The sequence below is a fragment of the Seohaeicola sp. 4SK31 genome (assembly GCF_028802875.1).
In the GTDB taxonomy this organism is placed as follows: Bacteria; Pseudomonadota; Alphaproteobacteria; order Rhodobacterales; family Rhodobacteraceae; genus Seohaeicola.
The window spans coordinates 1-23,399 of record NZ_JARAMP010000027.1; the positions used below are offsets into that span (position 1 = coordinate 1).

The 23,399-nt window shown below is 65.8% G+C and carries 19 protein-coding genes and 1 tRNA gene; 14 read left to right on the top strand and 6 right to left on the bottom strand.

Going from position 1 to position 23,399, the window contains the following annotated elements; genetic code table 11:
- Nucleotides 1–147: 147 nt before the first annotated feature.
- Nucleotides 148–1,506: an ADP-ribosylglycohydrolase family protein gene (locus PVW27_RS18105; protein WP_432762096.1), complete on the top strand. Its 1,359-nt coding sequence runs from the start codon at nucleotides 148–150 to the stop codon at nucleotides 1,504–1,506.
- Here the strand turns inward: PVW27_RS18105 and PVW27_RS18110 are convergent.
- Together PVW27_RS18110 and PVW27_RS18115 are read right to left on the bottom strand one after the other, a co-directional pair.
- Complete coding sequence (locus tag PVW27_RS18110) at nucleotides 1,495–2,259, bottom strand: DUF5681 domain-containing protein (protein ID WP_274560152.1); 765 nt, start codon at nucleotides 2,257–2,259, stop codon at nucleotides 1,495–1,497. The two genes, PVW27_RS18105 and PVW27_RS18110, sit on opposite strands and share 12 nt — an antisense overlap.
- Nucleotides 2,256–3,566 (bottom strand): site-specific DNA-methyltransferase, encoded by a 1,311-nt coding sequence (locus PVW27_RS18115; protein ID WP_274560154.1) that lies wholly within the window; start codon nucleotides 3,564–3,566, stop codon nucleotides 2,256–2,258. Before PVW27_RS18115 ends, PVW27_RS18110 begins: the two co-directional genes overlap by 4 nt.
- Nucleotides 3,567–3,864: 298 nt before the next feature.
- Here PVW27_RS18115 and PVW27_RS18120 point away from each other — a divergent pair, with 298 nt between their 5' ends.
- Nucleotides 3,865–4,320: a DUF2924 domain-containing protein gene (locus tag PVW27_RS18120; protein WP_274560155.1), complete on the top strand. Its 456-nt coding sequence runs from the start codon at nucleotides 3,865–3,867 to the stop codon at nucleotides 4,318–4,320.
- Nucleotides 4,317–6,002 (top strand): recombinase family protein, encoded by a 1,686-nt coding sequence (locus tag PVW27_RS18125; RefSeq protein WP_274560157.1) that lies wholly within the window; start codon nucleotides 4,317–4,319, stop codon nucleotides 6,000–6,002. Before PVW27_RS18120 ends, PVW27_RS18125 begins: the two co-directional genes overlap by 4 nt.
- A gap of 373 nt (nucleotides 6,003–6,375) precedes the next feature.
- Here the strand turns inward: PVW27_RS18125 and PVW27_RS18130 are convergent.
- Nucleotides 6,376–6,465: transfer RNA gene (locus PVW27_RS18130), tRNA-Ser, on the bottom strand.
- A 392-nt stretch (nucleotides 6,466–6,857) separates the two neighbouring features.
- Between PVW27_RS18130 and PVW27_RS18135 the strand changes: the two genes are divergently transcribed.
- The 10 genes from PVW27_RS18135 to PVW27_RS18180 all read left to right on the top strand — a co-directional run bounded on the left by PVW27_RS18135 (nucleotide 6,858) and on the right by PVW27_RS18180 (nucleotide 20,207).
- Nucleotides 6,858–7,784, top strand: coding sequence for an SPOR domain-containing protein (locus PVW27_RS18135; protein WP_432762097.1), 927 nt, complete (start codon nucleotides 6,858–6,860; stop codon nucleotides 7,782–7,784).
- Between the two features lie 27 nt (nucleotides 7,785–7,811).
- Nucleotides 7,812–9,020 carry a D-alanyl-D-alanine carboxypeptidase family protein gene (locus PVW27_RS18140; protein WP_274560159.1) on the top strand — a complete coding sequence of 403 codons (1,209 nt, stop codon included), beginning with the start codon at nucleotides 7,812–7,814 and terminating at the stop codon, nucleotides 9,018–9,020.
- Nucleotides 9,017–9,658, top strand: coding sequence for a dTMP kinase (gene tmk, locus PVW27_RS18145; protein WP_274560161.1), 642 nt, complete (start codon nucleotides 9,017–9,019; stop codon nucleotides 9,656–9,658). Before PVW27_RS18140 ends, tmk begins: the two co-directional genes overlap by 4 nt.
- Nucleotides 9,655–10,776 carry a DNA polymerase III subunit delta' gene (locus tag PVW27_RS18150; RefSeq protein WP_274560163.1) on the top strand — a complete coding sequence of 374 codons (1,122 nt, stop codon included), beginning with the start codon at nucleotides 9,655–9,657 and terminating at the stop codon, nucleotides 10,774–10,776. The genes tmk and PVW27_RS18150 overlap by 4 nt, the downstream gene beginning before the upstream one ends.
- A 20-nt stretch (nucleotides 10,777–10,796) precedes the next feature.
- Nucleotides 10,797–11,603: a TatD family hydrolase gene (locus tag PVW27_RS18155; protein WP_274560165.1), complete on the top strand. Its 807-nt coding sequence runs from the start codon at nucleotides 10,797–10,799 to the stop codon at nucleotides 11,601–11,603.
- A complete protein-coding gene (locus tag PVW27_RS18160) occupies nucleotides 11,600–12,400 on the top strand; it encodes an MBL fold metallo-hydrolase (protein ID WP_274560166.1) in 801 nt (266 codons plus the stop codon). Before PVW27_RS18155 ends, PVW27_RS18160 begins: the two co-directional genes overlap by 4 nt.
- 88 nt (nucleotides 12,401–12,488) lie before the next feature.
- Complete coding sequence (locus PVW27_RS18165; protein ID WP_274560168.1) at nucleotides 12,489–13,424, top strand: AEC family transporter; 936 nt, start codon at nucleotides 12,489–12,491, stop codon at nucleotides 13,422–13,424.
- Nucleotides 13,425–13,431: 7 nt separating this feature from the next.
- Nucleotides 13,432–14,367, top strand: coding sequence for an HAD-IIA family hydrolase (locus tag PVW27_RS18170; RefSeq protein ID WP_274560170.1), 936 nt, complete (start codon nucleotides 13,432–13,434; stop codon nucleotides 14,365–14,367).
- A 174-nt stretch (nucleotides 14,368–14,541) separates the two neighbouring features.
- A complete protein-coding gene (locus PVW27_RS18175) occupies nucleotides 14,542–16,395 on the top strand; it encodes an autotransporter assembly complex protein TamA (RefSeq protein WP_274560172.1) in 1,854 nt (617 codons plus the stop codon).
- Nucleotides 16,395–20,207, top strand: a complete 3,813-nt coding sequence (locus tag PVW27_RS18180) for a translocation/assembly module TamB domain-containing protein (RefSeq protein ID WP_274560174.1) — start codon at nucleotides 16,395–16,397, stop codon at nucleotides 20,205–20,207. Before PVW27_RS18175 ends, PVW27_RS18180 begins: the two co-directional genes overlap by 1 nt.
- Nucleotides 20,208–20,274: 67 nt before the next feature.
- On the opposite strand, the gene PVW27_RS18185 is transcribed toward PVW27_RS18180, so the two are convergent.
- Complete coding sequence (locus tag PVW27_RS18185) at nucleotides 20,275–21,408, bottom strand: alpha-D-ribose 1-methylphosphonate 5-triphosphate diphosphatase (RefSeq protein WP_274560176.1); 1,134 nt, start codon at nucleotides 21,406–21,408, stop codon at nucleotides 20,275–20,277.
- Nucleotides 21,409–21,482: 74 nt separating this feature from the next.
- Between PVW27_RS18185 and PVW27_RS18190 the strand changes: the two genes are divergently transcribed.
- Nucleotides 21,483–22,202 carry a DUF1045 domain-containing protein gene (locus PVW27_RS18190; protein ID WP_274560178.1) on the top strand — a complete coding sequence of 240 codons (720 nt, stop codon included), beginning with the start codon at nucleotides 21,483–21,485 and terminating at the stop codon, nucleotides 22,200–22,202.
- Here PVW27_RS18190 and phnN read toward each other — a convergent pair.
- The gene (gene phnN, locus PVW27_RS18195; RefSeq protein ID WP_274560180.1) at nucleotides 22,151–22,705 is read right to left on the bottom strand and encodes a phosphonate metabolism protein/1,5-bisphosphokinase (PRPP-forming) PhnN; all 555 of its coding nucleotides are present in this window, start codon (nucleotides 22,703–22,705) and stop codon (nucleotides 22,151–22,153) included. The two genes, PVW27_RS18190 and phnN, sit on opposite strands and share 52 nt — an antisense overlap.
- Entirely contained in the window at nucleotides 22,702–23,385 is a 684-nt protein-coding gene (phnL, locus tag PVW27_RS18200; protein ID WP_274560182.1) for a phosphonate C-P lyase system protein PhnL, read from the bottom strand. Before phnL ends, phnN begins: the two co-directional genes overlap by 4 nt.
- Between the last annotated feature and the right edge of the window lie 14 nt (nucleotides 23,386–23,399).

Sequence of the window (23,399 nt, forward strand, 5' to 3'; positions counted from 1 at the left end):
ACGGGAAAACCCCCGATCAGGCCTACTTCAACCAGCCGCGCCCCGAGGCGGTAGCGGCATAACCAAGGCGGAAAACCACTTACGAAACGCCTGGAAACTGTTCAGATCAACCGAACCACCTCTGGCATCACCTTCTGCCCTGGCAAGGTGCAGCCCGGCGCGATGTCGGGCAGTTGGCAGCGCGACCTAGGGCTGGATCTGGACGCCGTGTCCACTTGGGGCGCTGTCGCGGTCCTCACGCTGATCGAGGACCATGAACTTGCCACTCTCAAAGTCACGGACATGGGTGCGCAGGTGCGCGCCCGTCACATGGACTGGTTTAACCTGCCGATCCCGGATGTCTCCGTGCCGGATGCGGCATTCGAGCAGCAATGGAAGACCGTCGGCCCGGACCTGATGAACCGACTGCGCGCCGGGTTTGATGTGCTTGTGCACTGTAAAGGCGGCCTGGGACGCGCCGGCACCATTGCGGCCAGACTGATGGTCGAATTGGGCGTAGCCCCGGCAGAGGCGGTAAAGGCCGTGCGGAGCGTTCGACCCGGGGCCATCGAGACCAGCGCGCAACTGGACTATGTCATGGCGCAACAGGCGGTTCCCGAGCAGGAACCTGCAACCTCTGCGGATGCGATCCGCGATCGCGCGATCGGCGCGCTACTGGGCCTTGCTGTCGGCGACGCCGTAGGCACGACGCTCGAGTTCAAGCCGCGCGATACCTATCCGCAGCTTCAGGACATGGTCGGCGGCGGGCCTTTCGGCCTGAAGCCCGGACAATGGACGGATGATACCGCGATGGCCCTGGCTCTCGCCGACAGCCTGCAGCAGAACCCAGATATTGACGAGACCGACCTTATGCAGCGTTTCGTGGACTGGTATCAGACCGGGACCTATTCCTGCACCGGGCAGTGTTTCGACATCGGGATCACCACCCGGCAGGCCCTGGCCCGGTGGCAGAAGACAGGAGATCCCTTTGCCGGAGCGACGGATCCGATGAGCGCGGGCAACGGCAGCCTTATGCGGCTCGCCCCCGTCGCCATTCGTCACTTCGAGACACGCAGCGTATTGCGCGATGTTGCCGCGCGGCAAAGCAGGACCACCCATGCTGCCCCCGAAGCGGTGGACGCCTGCGTGGCCTATGCCGAGGTCCTGGCGGATGCCATTGCAGGCGCAAAAAGATCGGAGGTCCTGCGTAGCCGCGAGGAGGCTTTTGCAGGCAAGATCAAACCCATCATGGCCGGATCCTGGCGCGGCCAGGCACGCGAGGACATACGCGCCTCCGGCTATGTGGCCCACTCGCTTGAGGCCTCGCTCTGGAGCGTGGCGCGGACCGGGGATTACCGGGGCGCCGTGCTGCTGGCCGCCAACCTTGGCGAAGACGCTGACACCACGGGGGCCATCGCCGGCCAATTGGCGGGGGCGCTTTACGGTGAAGCGGGCATTCCTGCCGCCTGGCGCGAGAAGCTGGCTTGGGGATCGCGCCTCACGCAGGCAGCGTCGTCACTCTTGTGACGCTGCCTCTGCCTTGCCCTTGCGCGCGACATAGGCGGCCGGAAGCACCGTCTCGATCAACGCGATCCGCTCCAGGACGGTCTGTTTCATCTGCTCAAGATCCTTACGTTGTGCAGGGGAACGCCTTTTCTTCAATATTGCATCCAAGTCAGGCAGCCCATCCTGCAGCTTGATCAATTGCTTTCGAAGAGCTTCGTACTGCGCTTCTTCTTCCCGGGTCCTGGGCCCATGGTATTCAACCTCGCCCGTCTGAAGATCGATCACGATGTCATCGGGATGTGGCAGCGGTTCCGGCAGATGGGTGATGCCAAGGCGCGCGCGGCGGTCCAGTTCCTGTTCCCAAAACGCTTTATATTCGCAGACCACCTGAAGATGGCGCTCATGCAACTGAATGCTTTCGTCTCGCGCCTTGTCGATCGTCTTGATGAACAACTCCTGCGCACGGGGTCGGCCTTTCATCGCATCGATCCCGATCTTGCGCATCACGGCCTGCGCCATCGGGATCGTCACGACCTCGTCCCGTTCATTGATCTCGATCGCCCGATTGGCCTCGGCCAGAACAATGTGACGGAGATCATAGCCATCCAGCTCTGCAGGCTTGTTCTTGGATCCGCGCGGCCGCCCCGCAGGATTGCCGGACTGGCCTTTGACGAACCGTGTCGCCGCAGGTGGTCGCCCGTAGCCGACCTCATGGGACCCAAGCTGCAGCCTGGACAGGCTCAGGCCAAGATTGTCGTCAGCATTCTTGCTCATTCCGCCGCCCTCAAGCCCTCTGCGGCAGCAGATGCGCGCGGCCAGCCGCAGACCAGTTGCACCGCCTCGTCCTTTGCATAGGCCTCCCACCGCGCCAGGGTCCGGTCGCAATAGATCGGATCAAGTTCGCAGAGATACCCCCGTCGCCCCGTCTTATCGGCAGCGATCAGCGTCGAGCCGGAGCCGCCGAAGATATCGAGCACGATATCGCCACGCCCCGAGACATCCCGGATCGCATCGGCAATCATCTGCACCGGCTTGACCGTCGGGTGCAGCGCAAGCTCCTCCATCCGCCCTGCCCGGCGCGTGTTCACGCCCCGGTATTCCCAGACATTGGTGCGGTAGCGCCCATGCTGCCCCAACTCGAACGTGTTTACATGTGCCGCCGTGCCCTTCTTGAACACGAAGATCAGCTCGTGGCGGGAGCGATAGAAGCTGCCCATCCCCCCATTATCCTTGACCCAAACGATCATGTTCTTCAGCTCGGCATAAACTGCTGCCCCTGCGGCCAGAATCTCGCCCATGTGCCGCCAGTCCATGCAGATGAAGTGGATGGATCCGTCCATCGCATGCTCATGCAACTGGCGCATCGCTTCGGTCAGAAAGCCCGTGAACTCTTCGCCGCTCATCTCGCCAGCCGCCATCGCGAACTCTCGATGCCTGATCTTGCCGAGGTTGCCCACATGGCCATCGATCGGCACGTTGTAAGGCGGATCGGTGAACACCATCCGGGCCTGCTCCCCGTCCATCAGCTGGTCAATCACCGCGGAATCCAGCGCATCACCGCAGATCAGACGATGGCGCCCCAACTGCCAGACATCACCCGGTGCACAGCGCCGCGGCAGATCGGCGGGCAGGATGTCATCCGCGGGATCGCCGGGTTCTTCAGGGGCCAGCCCGTCAACGTACATATCGACCTCATGAATGGAGAAGCCGGTCACCCCGAGATCGAAGTCAAGGTCGGGATCTGCCGTCAACTCCAGCAACTCGCTCGCCAGCAAGTCCTCGTCCCAGCCCGCATTCGAAGCCAGCTTGTTATCCGCCAAGATATAGGCCCGCTTCTGTGCCGCCGTCAGGTGTTCAACCCGGACGCAGGGGACTTCCGCCATGCCCAGCGACCGCGCCGCCTCAATGCGGGCATGGCCCGCCAGGATCATGCCTGCGCCGTCGATCAGAACAGGCACCGTGAACCCGAAGGTCGTGATGCTCTGAGCGATCTGCTGGATCTGCTTGCGGGAATGCGTCCGTGCATTCCTGGGAAAGGGAACAAGAGATTCAGGAGGGAGGTATTCCAGCTTCTTTGTCATAGACAAACCTTTCTCTACTCCGGCCCACACTCTCGTGCGGACCGGGTCGGCCCCGAGGGGCCGGTGTTGATTGCAGCTAGTTCCGCAGCGCGCGTTCACTTTATGTTCGAGTCCTGCGATGCCGTAACTACAGCTCCAAGACGATCATCTTGGCAAGCAAATTCAGCAATAAATACTGGTATTTGACTGGACTTCAGGGCGTCTCGATGGCTCAGTATCACAGGCGTGATACTCTCACGCTCCGGTCAGTACGGATGGTCGTAAGATGCGGCACTCCGATCTGACAGGAAGCCGCGCCATGACCGAATCACCCGTCTCCTCACATCGTCCCTGGATCAGCCTCGAGAGCACCGGCAGGCCGGAGCTGATCACGCTCTGGACCGACCTGTTCGGGGCGCCTCCACCGCCCAACATGAGCCAGGTCTTCCTGCGCCGCTTCATCGCCTTCGAGATGCAGGCGCGCGCGACCGTCCCGCTGCCCGTGTCTCTCAAGGCCAGGCTCCTGCGGATTGCGGTGGGCAAGAACAGCAGCCCCACGCCGACCCTGCAGCCGGGCGGCCGCTACCTGCGGGTCTGGAATGGCGTTACCCATGTGGTCGACGTCACCGAGCCAGGCTATCTCTGGAAGGGGCAACACCACCGCTCGCTCTCCGCCATCGCTCGCGCGATCACTGGCGCGCAGTGGTCCGGGCCCCGCTTCTTCGGGCCGGTACAAGGCGGCAAAGCCTCCAAACAGGGTCGGGCCACCAAGTGACCGCCCGCCCGCAGATCTGCTGCGCCATCTACACGCGCAAATCCACCGATGACGGTCTTGAGCAGGGCTTCAACTCCCTGGATGCCCAATACGAGGCCTGTGCCGCCTATATCGCCAGCCAGCGCCACGAGGGCTGGAGGCTCCTGCCCGCCCGCTACGATGACGGCGGGCTCTCCGGTGGCACCTTGGATCGCCCGGCCCTGCAGCAGTTGCTCTGCGATGTCGACGCAGGGCGCATCGGCATGGTGGTGGTCTACAAGATCGACCGCCTGACCCGGTCGCTGGCCGACTTCGCCAAGCTGGTCGAACGGCTCGATGCGGCCAACTGCTCCTTCGTCTCCGTCACCCAGGCCTTCAACACCTCCTCCTCCATGGGCCGGCTTACCCTCAACGTCCTGCTCTCCTTCGCCCAGTTCGAACGCGAGGTCACCGCGGAACGGATCCGCGACAAGATTGCCGCCTCCAAGAAGAAGGGCCTGTGGATGGGGGGAACCGTCCCGCTGGGCTATGATCCGCACCCCGACCCGCTGCAGCGCAGCCTCGTGCCGAACCCGGAGGAAGCCGTGGCGGTGCAGACACTGTTCGCGCTCTATGAGAACTGTGGCGCACTGGTCGATCTCGAGGCAACCGCCAAGGCACAGGGCCTGACCTCCAAACGCCGGTTCGCGGCGGACGGAACCGTCACAGGCGGGAAGCCCCTGTCACGGGGACAACTTCATTACCTGCTCACCAATCCCGTCTATCGCGGCAAGATCCGCCACAAGACTGAGGTCTATCCCGGCAAGCATCCGGCCATCATCGATGAAACCCTCTGGAATAGGGTGCAGGACAAGTTGCAGCAGGCCAGCCAGCGGGTGCGACACGGCGCAGTCAATCCTGCTGTGGCTGATCTTTCCGGAGTGCCCTCCGCGCCCCTCACGGGTCTGCTTCGCGATGAGACGGGCGATCGGCTGACGCCAAGCCATACGCGGCGCAAGGGGCGGCTGTTTCGATACTATATCTCCAACCGCCTTGTTTCCGGCGGCACCGATCCCACCGGTTGGCGCCTGCCAGCTTCCGCGCTCGAACAGACCGTGTTTGGGATCATTCTCACCCATCTGGAAACGGCGGAGGAGACCCACGCCATCCTGGCAATGCCTGATGCAATGACAGCCGCACAGGTCTCAAAGGCCATGTTGGCGCTGGTCTCCACCCTCCGCGCCGAAGGGAGTGCCGCGGTCTCCTCCCTGCTAAAGTCCGGTCAGGTGGCCCCGCCAAGCCTGCATCTGCAGCTTGCCGCGCCCTTCCTGGCGGAGAACATCGGCGTCGATCCGCAGGACCTGGCTCCGACATTCCTCACTATCCGCGCCCCATTCCAGCTGCGCCGCCGCGGCGTCGAGACCCGCATCGCGGCGGGGCAGATGGCGCCACGGCCAGATCCGACCTTGCTGCGCGTCCTCGCCCAGGCCCATCTCTGGATGGATCGCCTGAGAGCCGGCACGCCCTTGGCAGAGGTGGCCCGCGACGCCGGTCATTCAGAAGCCTATATACGCACCCGCGCGCCCCTCGCCTTCCTGGCCCCCTCCATCCAGAGTGCGATCCTTGCCGGTACGCAACCGCCGGACCTGACGCTCGCGCGCATCGTCCGGACCGGCGTGCCCCTCGATTGGGACGCCCAGGCGCAGCTCTTCGGCTTCGTGTGAAGCGGGGACATCGGAATTCCGGTGTATCAGGATCAACGAAGGAGCCCAACGCGCTCACCGGGCGCTCGTTGGTAGAGCTCTCACTCTCACAACAAGCTGAAATCCAATCCCGACGGGAAAACCGGCGGGTCACGGCCGCCAGTGACGGGCATGGCGCCAGTCGGAAATGATGCAAATTCCCTGTAAATTCCCTGTTCTTTGAAAGCGCAGGTGAAACCGAACCGAGGCGCAGGCGCCGCTGAGACTGACCGGACAAATGACAGAGGAAGGGGCGTATTGCGCCGTCTCTCTGCAAGAGTAACGCGCGCAAGGCACGGAAATCGCGTGGGAATATTCGCGAATTGCGTAAACTGGGGGCAGAGACAGGGGTGGGTGGCGGATGGGGTGGGATTCGAACCCACGGTACGGTTCCCCGCACGCTAGTTTTCAAGACTAGAGCCTTAAACCACTCGGCCACCCATCCGTATCTCGCGGCAGTTGAAGCTGCGCTGCATTTCAGCCAGCCGTCACAACCTTGACCCGACGCAAGCATCGGCTCTTTTCCCTAAATTCCTTCAACTGGTCCTTCAAGCGCAAGTTGTCAGGAGCGGCGAAATAAACCATTCCATCGCTCTTGCAACGGAGCTCATCTAAACCGCGCGATCTGATTCTGAAAGCACCAAGCCATCGGGGTTTTTCGCCCAATCTGCCCAAGGGCTTCGGGATACACTTTTCTTGAGGCGCGGTTACCGCTAGACTGCGCGCCAAGCCGTCCGGCGGCGCGGGGTCACGCCCGCCGGGATCAGTGACAGAAGGACCGGAAAACCGGCGGGACCTGTCGAAACGGCACAGAGGCGGCAGGGCAAGGGGCAAGGCATGACAAGTATCATTTTGACAAGCACGGCGACGGGCATGTTTCCACGCAGGATGCGCGCGGCTTTACTGGCTGGCGTGGGGCTGATGGCTCTGGCAGCCTGCGACGAGAACGGGCAGATGGCGCTGTTTCAGGGTCGGGGCGCGGCGCAGCAGGGCGCAGATGCGAACCGTTCGGTGCGGCTGGTCGAGCGTGATGTCGAGGCACCCGATGTGTTTCAGGTCACCGAAGCGGGTCTCTGGGACGGGCGTCCTTCGCTGGGCGGCGTCTGGGTCGCCCACCCCGATGTGACCGAGCCCGAGCGGGTGATCATCCGCAACACGACCAACGGCACTTTCGTGATCGGCGCGCTGTTCCGGCGCGAGGTCGACACTCCCGGCCCACGCGTGCAGGTTTCGTCCGATGCAGCCGCCACCCTTGGCATGTTGGCCGGTCAGCCCGTGCAGTTGAACGTCACCGCCCTGCGGCGCGAGGAAGTGCCGGACGCCGCCCCCGCCGAGGACATGGCCGATGATGCGGGAGCCGCAGCCGTGCCACCGCCCTCCGACGTGACCGAGTCCCGGCTGGACCCCATCGCCTCCGCTGCCGCCGCCATCGAAGCGGCGCCGCAACCATCGCCTGCTCCGGCCGCGGCCCCCGTGAACCCGCCCCCTGCGCCGGTTGCGCCACCGCCGGCCCCGTCCGGAACCTCGACCCTCGACAAGCCGTTCCTGCAGATCGGGATCTTCAGCGTCGAGGCCAATGCCAACCGCGCCGCCACCGCCATGCGCAACGCGGGCATGGTGCCGCAGGTCAAGCAGCAATCCAGCCAGGGCAAGACCTTCTGGCGGGTGCTGGTCGGACCCGCCGCCTCTGCGTCCGAGCGCAGCACCCTGCTGGGCAAGATCAAGCAGGAAGGCTTCACCGACGCCTATGCCGTCACCAACTGAGACACCTGACCGGAGGTTTCATCACCGATGACGCTTTTCACCCCCCTTCGCCTGCGCCGCCTTTTCGCGGCAGCCTTGCTGCCCGTCCTGCTGTCGTCCACCGCCGCACAGGCCTTCGACACGCGCGCCGGGGCGGCATGGGTGCTGGATCAGACCACGGGCACGGTGCTTTTGTCCAAGAACGCGGAAACACCTTTGCCGCCCGCGTCCATGTCCAAGCTGATGACGCTTTATATGCTGTTCGAAGCGCTTGAGCGTGGCACGGTCACCATGGACACGACCTTCCCGGTCTCGGCCCGCGCCCGTGCCATGGGGGGCTCGACCATGTTCTTGAATGAACAGGACCGCCCCACTGTGCGCGAGTTGATTCTGGGCATCATCGTGAATTCGGGCAATGACGCCTGTGTCGTGGTGGCCGAAGGGTTGTCGCCCACCGGGACCGAGGACGGCTTTGCCGCCCTGATGACACAGCGCGCCCGCGAACTGGGGATGAAGGACACCACGCTGGCCAATGCCTCGGGCTGGCCGCATCCGCAGCACCGCATGTCGATGCGCGATCTGGGCCTGTTGGCGCAACACCTGATCGAGGATTTCCCCGAACTCTACCTGTATTTCAACGAACGTGAGTATGACTACAAAGGCCGCGCGCCAGCCAATCGCTTCAACCGCAACCCCTTGTTTCAGCTGGATATCGGTGCTGACGGCCTGAAGACCGGGCATACGCAGGAAGCAGGCTTCGGTCTGGTGGGATCCGCCGCGCAAGGCGACCGTCGCGTGATCTTCGTGATCAGCGGCATGGAGACGGACCAGATCCGGGCGGAGGAGTCGGCGGCTATCGTCAACTGGGCCTTTCGCCAGTTTACCGAGCGCAAGGTCGCCAGCGCCGGAGAGGTCATCGCCGAGGCCGACGTTTGGCGGGGGGACCAGATAAAGGTGGGACTTGTGCCCGAAACCGATGTCTCGCTGTTGCTGCCCGCCCTGTCCAGCGATCAGGTCGAGGCCGAGATCGTGCATGATGGCCCGGTCCACGCCCCCGTGACCAAGGGCCAGCAACTGGGCGAGATGATCCTGACGCGCGACGGTCTTGATCCCGTGCGCGTGCCGCTGGTGGCGGATCGCGACGTGCCGCTGGGCGGGTTCACCACCCGTGTGCTGACCACGACGCAAGTGCTCATCGAACGCTTCACCCAGCCTCCGGCAGATGCCGCTGACGCCGCAACAGGGGGCAACTCTTGATCCCGCGGGGCGGGTTCATCAGCTTTGAAGGGATTGACGGCTCGGGCAAATCCACACAGGCGCGGCTTCTGGCGGCGCGTTTGCAGGATCAGGGCCGCAGCGTCGTGCTGACCCGCGAACCCGGCGGCTCGCCCGGGGCCGAGGAGATCCGCAAGCTGGTGCTGGAAGGCCCGCCCGACCGCTGGTCGGCCGAGACCGAGATCCTTCTGTTCACCGCCGCCCGCCGGGATCATCTGGAACGCACGATCCGCCCCGCGCTGGCATCCGGCAAGATCGTGATCTGCGACCGTTTCGCCGATTCCACCCGCATGTATCAGGGGTTGCGCGGCGATGGCCTGCGCCGGATGGTGGACAGCCTGCATGACCTGATGATCGGGCAGGACCCTGATCTGACCCTGCTGATCGACATGGACCCGGAAACAGGCCTGTCCCGCGCGCTGGGGCGCAATGGCGGCGAAGAGCGGTTCGAGTCCTTCGGACAGGCGATGCAGGCGCAGATGCGTCAAGGTTTCCTTGACCTTGCCCGCGCCGCGCCTGACCGCATCCGCGTGGTGGACGGTGCCCGCGCGCCCGAGGATGTCGCCGCAGAGGTGGCCCGGATCGTGGACGCCCATCTGGACGGGACGCAGGCGGCATGAGCGACGATACCCTGCCCGAACCCGATGCGCTGGAGGGGGCTCCCCATCCCCGCGATACACAGGCCCTTTTCGGGCAATCCACCGCCGAAGCGGGCTTTCTGCAAGCCCATACCGCGGGCCGGATGCACCACGCGTGGCTGTTGACCGGGCCGCGCGGCGTGGGCAAAGCCACATTGGCATGGCGCATCGCGCGCTTCCTGCTGGCCACCCCCGTGGAGGACGGCCCCAGCCTGTTTGACGCGCCGCCCCCGCCCACCAGCCTCGACGTGGACCCCGAACATCCCGTCAGCCGCCGGATGCGCGCTTTGTCGGAACCGGGCCTGTTCCTGCTGCGCCGCGGGCCGACGGACAAGGGCGACAAGCTGTCCAACGACATCCGCGTCGACATGGTCCGCAAACTGGCCAATTTCCTGCAACTCAGCGCCACCGAGGGCGGCCGCCGCGTGATCATCGTCGACGCGGCAGATGAGCTGAACCCGCAGGCCGCCAACGCCTTGCTCAAGATGCTGGAAGAGCCGCCCGCACGCTGCATCTTTCTGATGATCTCGCACCAGCCTACCGGGCTTTTGCCCACCATCCGCTCGCGCTGCCGCGAACTGCGCCTTGCACCACTGGGCGCTGATGATATGGCCCGCGCACTTGATCAGGCCGGCATCGCCCTTCCCGCCGATACCGCAGCGCTGACCGAGCTTTCCGCAGGCTCGGTAGGCGAAGCGATCCGCCTTTTGTCCCAGGGCGGGCTGGAGATTTACGCCGAACTCATCGCGCTGTTTTCCCGCCTGCCCGATCTGGACCGCCCGCGCGCCTTGCGTCTGGCCGATGCCACAGCCGCAAGGGGCACGACGGACCGTCTCGGCCTGCTGATGGGTCTGACCGACCTGATGCTGGCGCGTCTGGCGCGCGCCGGTGCGACCAGCCAACCGCCGAGGGTCGAGGCCGCCCCCGGCGAAGCCGCCCTCATGGCCCGCCTTGCCCCCGGCCCCGCCCGCGCCCGCGCCTGGGCCGATGCCGCGCAGGCCATCAGCGCGCGCAGCCAACATGGGCGGGCGGTCAACCTTGACCCCGCCTCGCTTGTTCTAGATACGGTCTTCAGGATTCAGAAAACCGCGGGTGGCTGATCCGGCCCGCAAGGCAGACCATGACCGACCAGCTCCAGATCACCGACAGCCATTGTCACCTCGACTTTCCCGATTTCGACGGGGAACGCGACGCGATCATCGCGCGCGCCCATGCGGCGGGCGTGACACGGATGGTCACGATCTGCACAAAGCTCAGGAATGAACCAGCCGTCCGCGCCATCGCCGAAGCGCATGACAGCGTCTTCTACACCTTCGGCATCCATCCCATGTCCGTGGCCGAAACGCCGCTGATCACGCAGGACCAACTGACCGCCATTGCCGCGCATCCCAAATGTGTGGGCATCGGCGAGACGGGTCTGGACTATCACTACACCGCCGACAGCGCCGCGCAGCAGCAAGAAAGCCTGCGTATCCATATCGCCGCCGCGCGCCAGACCGGATTGCCGCTTATCATCCACGCCCGCGCCGCCGATGACGACATGGCCCGCATCCTGACAGAGGAATTTCACGCGGGTCCCTACACTTGCGTGATGCATTGTTTCTCTTCCGGCGCGGAACTGGCGCGCGCCGCCCTCGATCTGGGGTTCTACCTGTCGATGTCGGGCATCGCGACCTTCCCCAAAAGTCAGGACCTGCGCGACATCTTCGCCGCCGCCCCGCTGGACCGTATTCTGGTGGAAACGGACTCGCCCTATCTTGCCCCCAAACCCTTTCGCGGCAAACGCAACGAACCGGCCTACAGCATCCACAACGCCGAAACCGGGGCTGAAATCTTCGGCCTCTCGCTCAAGGATTTCGCCGCCGCCACGCAGGCCAATTTCGACCGCCTCTTCACCAAGGCCGCGCAATACAGGGCCGCCGCATGACCAGCGAGATGCGCTTCACCATCCTTGGCTGCGGGTCCTCGGGCGGAGTGCCGCGCCTTGGCGGCCATTGGGGCGACTGCGACCCGGCCAATCCGAAAAACAACCGCCGCCGCTGCTCACTCCTGATCGAGCGTGAAGGACCGGACGGGACCACCCGCGTTCTGATCGACACCTCGCCCGACCTGCGCGCCCAGCTGCTGGACGCAGGCGTGGGAGAGCTTGATGCCGTCGTCTATACCCACAGCCATGCCGATCACGTCCATGGCCTTGATGACCTGCGCATGATCGTCTTCAACATGCGCCGCCGCCTGCCCGTCTGGGCCGATGGCGACACGCAGAACGATCTGTATTCCCGCTTCGGCTATGCCTTCATGCAGCCCGCCGACAGCCCCTATCCGCCGATCCTCGACATGCACACGATAAAGGGTGCCTTCACGATCGCCGGCAAAGGCGGCGAGATCACCCTGACGCCCTTCCGCGCCAATCACGGCACGATCGACGCTCTGGGGTTCCGCATCCTCGACCTGGCCTATCTGCCCGATGCCGTGCGCCTCTATGACGACGCGCTGCCGCATCTGCAGAATCTGGATTGCTGGATCGTCGATGCGCTGCGCCGCACCCCGCACCCGACCCATGCCCATCTTGACATGACCCTCGGCTGGATCGCGCAGATGGCCCCCCGCCGCGCGGTGCTGACCAACATGCATATCGACCTCGACTACCAGACCGTCGCGGACGAAACCCCCGCCCATATCACACCGGCCCATGACGGCATGGTGATCCGCTACCCTCTCTGACAAAATCCGACCCCGCCGCTTCTTCTTGCCCGAAATATCCCCGCGCGGAGCGCTTCGGCCGCCGCCGCCAAGTCCAAGGCCCGATCTGATGCAAGCCCTTCTCGACGTGATCCTGCCGGTCTTCGGCGTCATCGGCATGGGCTATCTTGCCGTGCGGCTGGGCTATTTCAAGGACAGCGCCGTGGATGGGCTGATGAGCTTCACGCAAAGCTTCGCCATCCCCTGCCTGCTGTTCAGCGCCATCGCCAAACTCGATCTGGGCCAGAGTTTCGACCCGCGCCTGCTGGCGTCCTTCTATACCGGTGCCGCGACCGGGTTTTTCGCGGGCATGCTGGGCGCGCGTTTCATCTTTGGCCGCGAGTGGGAGGATGCCGTCGCCATCGGCTTTTGCTGCCTCTTCTCGAACTCGCTGATGCTGGGGCTGCCGATCACCGAACGCGCTTACGGCGTGGATGCGCTGCAAGCCAATTACGCCATTGTCGCGCTGCACTCGCCCTTCTGCTATGGCCTCGGCATCACCGCGATGGAGATCGTGCGCGCCCGTGGCACCGGGCAGTCACCGGCGCGGCTGGCCCTGACCGTGGGCCGCGCGATGTTCCGCAATGCCCTGATCCTCGGCATCCTGCTGGGCTTTGTCGTGAACCTTGGCGGCATCCCTCTGCCCGCGCCCGTGACCGGGACGCTGGACCTGATGGTCCGCGCCGCCCTGCCGGCCGCGCTCTTCGGATTGGGCGGCGTGCTGGTCCGCTACCGCCCCGAAGGCGATCTCAAGGTGATCGGCTATGTCGTCGCCGTCTCGCTGCTGCTGCATCCCGCGACCGTCTGGCTGATGGGCCGCGCCACGGATCTGGGGCAGGCCGGGTTCAGGTCCGCCGTGCTGACCGCCGCCATGGCGCCGGGGGTGAATTGCTACATTTTCGCCAACATGTATGGCCGTGCGCGGCGCGTCGCCGCCTCGGCGGTGCTATTGGGCACCGGCATTTCGGTCATCACCATCTGGCTCTGGCTGGCCATCATCCCCTGAGGCGTCCGTGACCGATCACCCCGCCGCCCCAGATACCTCCGCCGCATGGGCCTTTGCCGCCTATCAGGCCGTGCGTCACCGCCTGCCGCAGGCGCACTTTCCGGCAACCTCACGCAGCGCCCCGGACCTGACCGCATTGATCGACAGCCATGACATCTTCCTGCTGGATGCCTTCGGCGTGCTGAACGTGGGCGAAACCGCGATCCCCGGCGCGGTGGACCATGTGACCGCCCTGCAAAAGGCAGGCAAACATGTGATGGTCGTCTCGAACGCCGCAGGCTATCCCAAACGCATCCTGATGGCGCGGCTGGTCCGGCTGGGCTTTGACTTTGCCCCCGATCAGGTCCTGTCCAGCCGTGAAGTGCTGCTGGAGACATTGCGCCATGAACCGCCGCGCCACTGGGGGCTGATGGCAGATCCGCACTATGGGCTTGAGGAACTGGACGGGTTGCACGCCACCATCCTCGGCGATGATCCTGCCGCCTATGACGCCGCCGAAGGCTTCGCCTTTCTCGGCTCCGGCACATGGACCGATCACCGCCAACACTTGCTGACAGACAGCCTGCGCCGCAACCCGCGCCCCGTGCGCGTCGGCAATCCCGATATCGTCGCCCCGCGCGAGGGTGGGCTGTCCCTTGAACCGGGCCATTTCGCACATCTGCTGGCCGATCAAACCGGAATCGCCCCGCGATTCTTCGGCAAACCCTATCCGGCGATCTTCGACATGGCCCTTCACCGCGCCCGTGCCGCGCGCCCCGATGTGACCGATCCCGCCCGCATCGTGATGGTGGGCGACACGCTGCAAACCGATATTCTGGGCGGGGCCGCCGCTGGCGTGCAAACCGCGCTCATCACGGGATTTGGCGCGCTTCTGGGTCTGGATGTGGGCACCGCTATCCGCAGCGCCGGGATCGTGCCCCATTTCATCCTGCCCGCCCCCTGACACATCACGCCATAAGCCGCACCCGGCCTGCGAAAAATCGCGTAACTCCCCCCACCTGATACAGACGTGAGGCAAAACGGGTGGAGGTTTGCCGCGCGGCCAGCTAACCTTTAACGGGAATGACCTGGGGCGGAACCATGCGCACCGCCCATTGACCAGACGAAAGGACGACAGGTGCCCAAGCCCCGCCTCGACCGCGCCCGCGCGGGTGTCATTACGGCGACCCTATCGGCCAGTGTCGTGGCATGGCTCTCGGTCCTGCCCGCCGCCGCGTTGGACCGGGCGGATCTGGTCTTTGTCGAGGGCGGCACCGACAGGCTCAAGGAACGACTGGTCGCAGGCTCGCTTCTGCTGGCAGCCGAGCGTGATCAGGTCACGGACCCGCAGGACCTGCTGGCCGCCGCACAGGCCGATTACCGGCGCATGGTCGATCTGCTCTATGCCAGTGGCTATTACAGCGGTGTCGTGAATATCAGCATCGACGGGCGCGAGGCAGCCGAGATCCCCCCGCTGGACCCACCCACCAGCATCTCGGTGGCCGAGATCCGCGTGACCCCCGGCCCGCGCTTCACCTTTGGTCTGGCTGAAATCGGCCCGCTCGCCCCCGGACGCCGCGCACCGGAAGAGTTCCAGCCCGGCGCCGTGGCCCGCGCCACAGCGATCACGGATACGGCGACCACCGCCGTGAACGACTGGCGCAGCGCAGGCCATGCCAAGGCCGAGGTCGCGGATCAGCGCGTCACCGCGATCCACCCCGAAGCGCGCCTTGATGCCCAGATCGGTCTGTCGCCAGGCCCCGCCGTCACCTTCGGTGCGGTGAACGTCGCCGAAGGCAGCGCCGTCCGCCCCACCGTGATCCGCCGCATCGCGGGCCTGCCCGAAGGCGCGCGCTATGACCCCGAAACCCTTGCCAAAGCCGCTCAACGCCTGCGCCGCACCGGTGCGTTCCGTTCCGTCGCGCTGACCGAGGCAGAGTTGCTGGGACCGGACAACACGCTGGATATCGGCGTGGCCGTCGTGGACGAACGCCCCCGCCGCTACGGCTTTGGGGCCGAGATCGCCACCGATACAGGTCTGGGCCTCAACGGCTTCTGGATGCACCGCAATGTTTCGGGGCGCGCCGACAGGGTCCGCGTCGAAGGCAGCGTCGAAGGTATCGAAGCCAGCACTGGCGGATTGGACTACTCTCTCAGCGCGCGCTACGACCGCCCGGCCGTCTATGGTCCGGACACAGGCTTTTTCGGCATCATCGGGATCGAACGGCTGGACGAGGAGTTTTTCCTCACCGAGCGGGCCTATGTGGGCCTTGGCGTCACCCGCACCTTCTCGGACACGCTGGAGGGCGAGCTTGGCCTGACGCTGGAACAGGCCCGTGTCACCTCGCGTTTTCTGCCGCGCATCGTCGGCGGCACGTTCCCGGTCAGGGAATACACGCTGGTCAGCCTGCCGGGTGCGCTGACATGGGACCGGCGCGACGACATCCTGAACCCCACAACCGGCTTCTATCTCAAGGCCGAGGCCATGCCCTTCATCGACACGGAAGGCGAGGACAGCGGCGGACGGCTGCGCTTCGACGCTCGCGCCTATCGCGGATTCGGCGAGGGTGACGGCATCGTGCTGGCAGGCCGCGCGCAACTGGGCGCGCTGTTCGGGCCGGACCTTCTCGATACCCCCCCTGACTTTCTGTTCTACTCCGGCGGCGGCGGCACCGTGCGCGGCCAGCCCTACCAGTCGCTGTTTGTCGATCTGGGCGGGGGGCGTGGCATCGGCGGGCGCAGTTTCGTGGGCTTCTCGGGCGAGGTGCGCGCCAAGGTGACCGAAACGATCAGCCTCGTGGGCTTTGCCGATGCAGGCTATATCGGCGAGGAAAGTTTCTACGACGGCACCGGGGAATGGCACTCGGGCGCGGGGATCGGCCTGCGCTATGACACGGCGGTCGGACCGCTGCGCCTTGACGTGGCAGGCCCCTTGGGCGGCGACACCGGCGACGGGGTGCAGATCTATATCGGCATAGGGCAGTCCTTCTGATGCGCGCGTTTCTCTTCACCCTTCTGCTGCTGCCCCTGCTGGGTCTTTTCACCCTCGCGCAGGCCCAGACGACCGAAGAAGATCGCGGCTACATTCAGGGCTTGCTCGAGGACAATCTCTCCTCTGTCGGGCGCGATGTGCGGATCGTGGGATTTGCAGGCGCTCTCAGCGCCCGCGCCAGCATCGACGAACTGACCATCGCCGATGGCGAGGGGATTTGGCTGCGCCTGACCGATCTGGTTCTGGACTGGAACCGCGCAGCCCTGTTGCGCGGCCGCATCGACGTGACCGAACTGACCGTGGGCCAGATCGAGGTGATCCGCCCCCCCGTCCCCGATCCCGAACTGCCCGACGCCGAGGCGTCTTCCGGGTTTTCGCTGCCGGAACTGCCTGTCTCGGTGCAGATCGGCCGCATCGCCGCCGAACGCGTGGTTCTGGGCGAGGCCCTGATCGGTCAACCCGTCGAGATCAGCCTTGAGGGCAACGCCTCGCTCGACGGCGGGCAAGGCTCTGCCGAATTGACCGTCGACCGCATCGACGGCCCCCAGGGCCGCGTCCTGCTGTCTGGGGCCTATGCCAATGCCAGCCGCCAGTTGACCCTTGATCTGGTCGTCGAGGAAGAGGCAGACGGCATCGCCGCGACCCTGATGGGCCTGCCCGGTACGCCCTCGCTGCGTCTGGCGGTCACAGGTGACGCCCCGGTGGATGATTTCACCGCCGATCTGACCTTGGCCACCGATGGGCAGGAACGTCTGGCCGGGCAGGTCATTCTGCAAACCCTGCGCGAGACCGGCCCCGCCGAAGAGGGCGCGCCGGGCACCGAACTGATCACACGCCGTTTCGTCACCCGTATCGGCGGGGACATCGCGCCGATCTTCGCCCCCGACTACCGTGACTTCTTCGGCCCGGACATCCAGTTGGCCGTCACCGCCACCCAGACTCCCGAAGGACGTGTGGTGCTGGACGGTCTGGATCTGAGCGCCGACGCCATCCGCCTGACAGGAACCGCCGCACTGGCCGCGGATGGATGGCCTGAAAGGCTGGCGCTGGAAGGGCGGATCGCCACCCCCGATGGTGGCCCTGTGCTGCTCCCGCTGTCCGGCCCGCGCACCCGTGTCGATGGGGTCGATCTGGACCTGTCCTATGACGCCGAGACCGGCGACAGCTGGACCCTGACCCTGGGCGTGGACGGGCTGGAACGCCCCGACCTGCGCACGCGCCGCGCCGATCTGACCGGCGAGGGTCTGATCGCCCGCGGCACCGGCGAGGGCGCGATTGGCCGGGTCACCGGCCAGATCAACCTGGTGACCGAGGGTCTGGAAACCGACGACGCCGCACTCGCGCAGGCTCTGGGTGGCGATGTCACCGGCGGTCTGGCCTTCGACTGGTCCACGGACGGCCCGTTCCAGATCCCGCGCCTGTCAGTGGCCTTTGCCGACACAACCCTGACCGGCAACGCAGTGATCGACACCGAGGCGGGGAACACAGCCGAGGATATCGGCAATCTGGGTGTGGATTTTGACCTGCAACTGGTTACAGCCGACCTGTCCCGCTTCGCGCGCCTTGCCGCGCAGCCCCTGGACGGCGCGGCCGATCTGACCCTGCGCGGGCAGGTTCTGCCGCTGACCGGTGCCTTCCGGATTGATCTTGCGGGCAGCGGGCAGGATCTGGCCATCGGACAGACACGTGTCGATCCGCTCATCACCGGCGAAAGCCAGATCGCGCTGCAAGCCAGCCGTGACGAGACCGGCACCCGCGTGGACCTGTTCGAGATCGTGACCACCGGCACCGACCTGCGCGGCCGTGCATCACTGGCCTCGGACGGCAGCACGGTTGATCTGACTGCGCGCCTGCTCGATGCGGGCTTGATTCTTGACGGTGTCAGCGGCCCCGTGGGCCTGACTCTCGCGGCGCGCCAACAGGCCGAAACCTGGGCCATCACGCTGGACGCCGAAGCGCCGGGCCAGACCACCGCCCGCCTGACCGGCACCGTGACCGGCGACGGGATCGACCTGCTGCTGGCCGAAGGACAGCTCAACGCCCAGATGGGCGATCTCAGCCCGTGGTCCACCCTCGCCGGTCGCCCCCTCTCGGGTGCGGCGGGGATCAGCCTTGATGCCTCCGGCGATGTGCTGGCACGCAGCGGCACGGCCAAAGGCAGCCTGACAGGGCAGAACCTCCGGCTGGACATACCCACAGCCGATACCCTTCTGCGCGGGGACAGCAGCCTGACCTTCGAGATCCGCCAGACAGAGGAAGGCATGACCATCCTCGATCTGGTCGAGTTGCGCACGCCGCAAGGTGTGACGGATATCACCGGACGCGTTTCGCCCGATGACAGCCGCCTGCGCTTTGACGCCTATATCCGCGATATCGGCCTGATCACGCCGGAACTGTCGGGGGCGGCCAGCGCCGAGGGCGTGGTGCAGAACAGCGGCGGCGACTGGCAGCTTGATGCCACGGCGACCGGGCCGGGCGGCATCACCGCACGCACGGCCGGCACCATAGCGCCCGACGGGCAGCGCCTGAACGTGACCCTGCAAGGCAGCGCCCCCCTGTCGCTGGCCAATGACAGGCTGCGCCCCAATTCCGTCACCGGCATCATGTCCTATGATCTGGCGGTCAACGGTCCGCCCGCCCTGTCCTCGGTCTCGGGTGTGCTTTCGACACAAGGCGCGCGGGTTGTCCTGCCGGGGCCAAGACTGGCGCTGGGTGATCTGGGGGCCACGATCCGCTTGTCGGGCGGGCGCGCGCAAGTCGAGGCGCAGGCAGGCCTGTCCACCGGCGGACAAATTACCCTCTCCGGTCCTGTGTCGCTCAGCGCGCCCTACGCGGCTGAATTGACCGCCACCTTGAACGGCGCGGTGCTGCGCCAGCGCAACCTCTATGAAACCACGGCCAACGGGCAGGTCACGCTGACCGGAGCCCTGACCAATGGCGCGCGCATCGGTGGTCAGATCGACCTTGATACGGTGGAACTGCGCATCCCTGAATCGCTGGGCCCCACCTTCGCCAACCTTCCGGGGCTGGAACATCGCGGCGACAGCGCCGCCGCCCGCCAGACGCGTATCTGGGCCGGGCTGATCGCGGATCCCAATGCCGCCTCCGGCCCCTCCGTCGCCTATCCGATCGACCTGCTGATCAACGCCCCCTCGCGCATCTTCGTGCGCGGGCGCGGACTGGACGCCGAACTTGGCGGGCGGCTGCGTCTGACCGGCACCACGGCGGCCATCGTGCCGCAGGGCCGCTTCACGCTGGAACGGGGCCGCTTCAACATCCTGGGCAAACGACTGGATCTGACCGAAGGTCAGGTCAGCCTGCAAGGGGCCTTCGATCCCTATATCCGCTTCATCGCGGAAACCGAGGCCGCAGGCAGCGCCATCCGCATCGGTCTTGAAGGTCTGGCCTCGGCCCCTGAACTGACCCTCACCTCCAGCCCGGAACTGCCGCAGGACGAAGTGCTGGCCCTGCTTCTGTTCGGGCGCGGGATCACCGAGATTTCCGCCCTGCAAGCGGTGCAGCTTGCCGGCGCGATCCGCACCCTGTCGGGCCGCAGCAATGGCCTGAGCGAGGGGCTGCGCGCCTCGATCGGGGTGGATGATCTGGACCTGAGCACAAATGACGAGGGCGAGACCGAGGCAAGGGTCGGCAAGTACCTGTCAGAGAACATCTACACCGATGTCACCGTGAACACCGCCGGCGAGACACAGATCAACCTGAACCTCGATGTCAGCCGGTCCATCACCGTGCGCGGGCGCCTGAATTCCGACGGCGGCACCGGCATCGGCGTCTATATCGAGCGCGACTACTGAACCGGGATCACCCGGTCCGGTCGTCGCGCCATGGATATTTGAAGCAAGAAGAAGCAGGGCGCGGATGTCAGGCCGCGCGTCGCCCCGCAGACCAGACGCCGCGCACGACGGCACTGCCCGCAACCGGGCGGCACCTGACCAGATCGGCCCGCAACCCCGGCACGATGCGACCCCGGTCGGTCAGCCCCGTGGCCGCGGCGGGGGCGGATGTGACGGTGGCGATGCCCCGCGCCAGATCGCCCCAGATCTGGCCCAGATGCAGGGCCGAGGTCAGCAATGCCGCAGGCACATAATCCGACGACAGGATATCCAGAAGCCCTGCCTCCGCCAGATCGGCCGCCGCCACATTGCCGGAATGCGACCCGCCCCGGATCAGGTTCGGCGCGCCCATCATGATCGCGATACCGTGCTGACGGCAGGCCGCGGCCGCCTCGGGTGTGGTGGGAAACTCGGCCAGCCGGATACCGTGCCCCGCCGATACCGCCACCTGATCGGCGGTCGTGTCGTCATGGCTGGCCAGCACCGCGCCATAGCGCCGCGCCTCGGCCACGGCCGTCGTCTCATGCACGGCCCCCAGCCGCGCGCTGACATCCCGCAGCCGGTCCACATGCTCCACGAACTGCGCCTCGGAAATGGCGTTCTTGCCCATGACATAAGCCTTGAGCTTGGACAGGTCGCGGAACTGCCGCTGCCCCGGCGTGTGATCCATCAGGCTGACGATCCCCACCCGGTCATCGGGGCCGAACTGGGCCATCTCCGCGATCAGCGTTTCCGAGCAGACTTCGGCGCGCAGGTGCAGGAAATGGCTGATCCTGAGCGACCCCTGACGGCGCAGATCCAGCAACTCCTGCGACAGGTTGCGCGCATAGGCCTTGTAGCGCCCCACGCCCGAGGGGATCGACCCCACCCGCATCGCATCGAAAACGGTGGTGATCCCCACACTGGCCAGTTCCGCATCATGGGCGATGATCGCCGCAGCATGCGGCCAGTCCACGCCGGGGCGCGGCTGGATATGGCGTTCCAGATTGTCGGTATGCAACTCGATCAGGCCGGGGATCAGCAGATCACCCTCGCAATCCTCACCGCCCGCAACGCGACCTGCGCCCATGTCAGCGATTACCCCGTCGCGGATCAGCAGATGCCCCTGCATGGTCCTGTCTGGCAGGACAAGTATGGCGTTGTTCAGGATCGTTTCAGTCATTTCATGCCCCTTTCGGGTGCTGTATCAGAGGGGGTGTCACCGGATTGTGACAAAGCAGCGGTTAGTCTGGCTTCATGACCCGATATGAAAGATACGCGATCTATGTGATGCCCGACGGCCCGCTGGCGGATTTCGGCGCAGCATGGCTGGGCTGGGATGCCCGGGTGGGCCGCGCAGTGGATCATCCCAAGCTGGAGGCCCTGCCCCGTCCGCTGGCCGAGATCACCGCAACACCCCGCAAATACGGGCTGCACGCCACGATCAAGCCGCCCTTCCGACTGGCCGACGCCACCACGCTGGCCGCTCTGATGGCCGATCTGGCCGCGCTTTGCGACCGTCTGGACCCGGTCACGCTGGACGGTCTGACGCTGGCGCGTCTGGGCGGATTCCTGGCCCTTGTGCCCGAGGGCGACACCGCCGCGCTGAACGTCCTTGCCAGCGAGGCCGTGACATCTCTCGATCGCCACCGCGCCCCGTTGACCGAGGCCGATCTCGCCCGCCGCCGCAAGGCCAACCTCACCCCGGCGCAAGAGGCCCATCTGACCCGCTGGGGCTATCCCTATGTGCTTGACGCATTCCGCTTCCACATCACCCTGACCGGCAACCTGCCCCGCGACGCGGCGGACATCACGGCCAAGGCCCTCGCCCCGCATCTGGAGGGGCTTTTGCCACGCCCTTGGCCGCTGGACAGCCTGTGTCTGATGGGCGAGGCCACGGACGGGATGTTCCATCTGATCCATCGCTACCCCCTTGGCCCGGCACTCAGCCGGTCCAGCACCGCGACCAGCGCCTGAACGCCGGCCTCGACCGAACCGCTGTTATCCACCACGTCATGCGCGGTCCCCTCGGGCAGGGCAAAATCCGCCCGCGCCAGACGGTGATCAAGATCCGCCCCACTCTCGCGCCCCCGCACCGCAAGCCGCGTGCGCAGGGCCGCGCGGTCCGCCGTGATCAGGATCACCGCCAGATCGGGAAACAGCGCCTTCGCGCGGGGCAAGACCGCCCGCGATCCGTTGAACAGCACGACACGCCCCGCCTGCATCTGCCGCAGGACGCTGGCCGGGATGCCATAGGACAGCCCATGCGCCACCCAATGCAGCGCAAAGGCACCCCGCGCCTTGCGCGCCTCGAACTCGACAAGGCTGACACCCTCGAAAGGCTCTCCCCCTGCCTCCTCGGGCCGGGTGATCACGCGGCGCGCCCAAACCAGACCGGGTCGCTGCGCGACAGCCCCGGCCAGCAGCGTGTCCTTGCCCGCGCCGGATGGCCCGACGACAGCCACCAGTCGACCTGTCATGCTGCAAGCCCCGGTGTGAAACGCGTCACGTCCACGACGCGGTCACAGACCCGATCGCGCGCTGCCTCATCATGGAAGATGCCCAAGATGGCCGCGCCGCGCGCCTTGGCCTCCTCGATCAACGTCAGAACTACTTCGCGGTTGGCCGCATCAAGGCTTGCCGTCGGCTCGTCCAGCAAAAGCGCGGGGTAAGCATGGGCAAAGCCGCGCGCGATATTCACCCGCTGCTGTTCGCCGCCCGAAAACGTGGTGGGCGACAGGGTCCACAGCCGTTCGGGGATATTCAGCCGCCCCAGCAGATCACGCGCCCGCGCCAGCGCCTCATCCCGCGCCATGCCCAGCGCCAGCAGAGGTTCTGCCACCACATCAACCGTAGGCACACGCGGCACCACACGCAGAAACTGACTGACATAGCCCAGCGTCGCGCGGCGCAGCGCCAGAACCTCGCGCGGGGCAGCCTGCGCCACATCCACGCCGCCCACACGGATCAAGCCGCTATCGGCAAGGTAATTGCCGTAAACCATCCGCATCAGCGTGGATTTCCCCGCGCCCGACGCACCCACCAGCGCCACACATTCACCGGGCGCCACCGACAAGACGGCATCCCGCATCACGGGAATGACCGCGCCGCCCTGATTGTGCAGCACGAAATTCTTGCAAAGCCCTGAAATCTCGATCATCGCCACGCCCCCCA

What these genes read in the sequence shown, in the direction of transcription:
- PVW27_RS18110 (WP_274560152.1), bottom strand. Translation starts at nt 2,259, where the DNA reads ATGAGCAAGAATGCTGACGACAATCTTGGCCTGAGCCTGTCCAGGCTG.
- PVW27_RS18115 (WP_274560154.1), bottom strand. Translation starts at nt 3,566, where the DNA reads ATGACAAAGAAGCTGGAATACCTCCCTCCTGAATCTCTTGTTCCCTTT.
- PVW27_RS18120 (WP_274560155.1), top strand. Translation starts at nt 3,865, where the DNA reads ATGACCGAATCACCCGTCTCCTCACATCGTCCCTGGATCAGCCTCGAG.
- PVW27_RS18135 (WP_432762097.1), top strand. Translation starts at nt 6,858, where the DNA reads ATGACAAGTATCATTTTGACAAGCACGGCGACGGGCATGTTTCCACGC.
- PVW27_RS18140 (WP_274560159.1), top strand. Translation starts at nt 7,812, where the DNA reads ATGACGCTTTTCACCCCCCTTCGCCTGCGCCGCCTTTTCGCGGCAGCC.
- PVW27_RS18150 (WP_274560163.1), top strand. Translation starts at nt 9,655, where the DNA reads ATGAGCGACGATACCCTGCCCGAACCCGATGCGCTGGAGGGGGCTCCC.
- PVW27_RS18155 (WP_274560165.1), top strand. Translation starts at nt 10,797, where the DNA reads ATGACCGACCAGCTCCAGATCACCGACAGCCATTGTCACCTCGACTTT.
- PVW27_RS18160 (WP_274560166.1), top strand. Translation starts at nt 11,600, where the DNA reads ATGACCAGCGAGATGCGCTTCACCATCCTTGGCTGCGGGTCCTCGGGC.
- PVW27_RS18165 (WP_274560168.1), top strand. Translation starts at nt 12,489, where the DNA reads ATGCAAGCCCTTCTCGACGTGATCCTGCCGGTCTTCGGCGTCATCGGC.
- PVW27_RS18180 (WP_274560174.1), top strand. Translation starts at nt 16,395, where the DNA reads ATGCGCGCGTTTCTCTTCACCCTTCTGCTGCTGCCCCTGCTGGGTCTT.
- PVW27_RS18185 (WP_274560176.1), bottom strand. Translation starts at nt 21,408, where the DNA reads ATGACTGAAACGATCCTGAACAACGCCATACTTGTCCTGCCAGACAGG.
- PVW27_RS18190 (WP_274560178.1), top strand. Translation starts at nt 21,483, where the DNA reads ATGACCCGATATGAAAGATACGCGATCTATGTGATGCCCGACGGCCCG.
- phnN (WP_274560180.1), bottom strand. Translation starts at nt 22,705, where the DNA reads ATGACAGGTCGACTGGTGGCTGTCGTCGGGCCATCCGGCGCGGGCAAG.
- phnL (WP_274560182.1), bottom strand. Translation starts at nt 23,385, where the DNA reads ATGATCGAGATTTCAGGGCTTTGCAAGAATTTCGTGCTGCACAATCAG.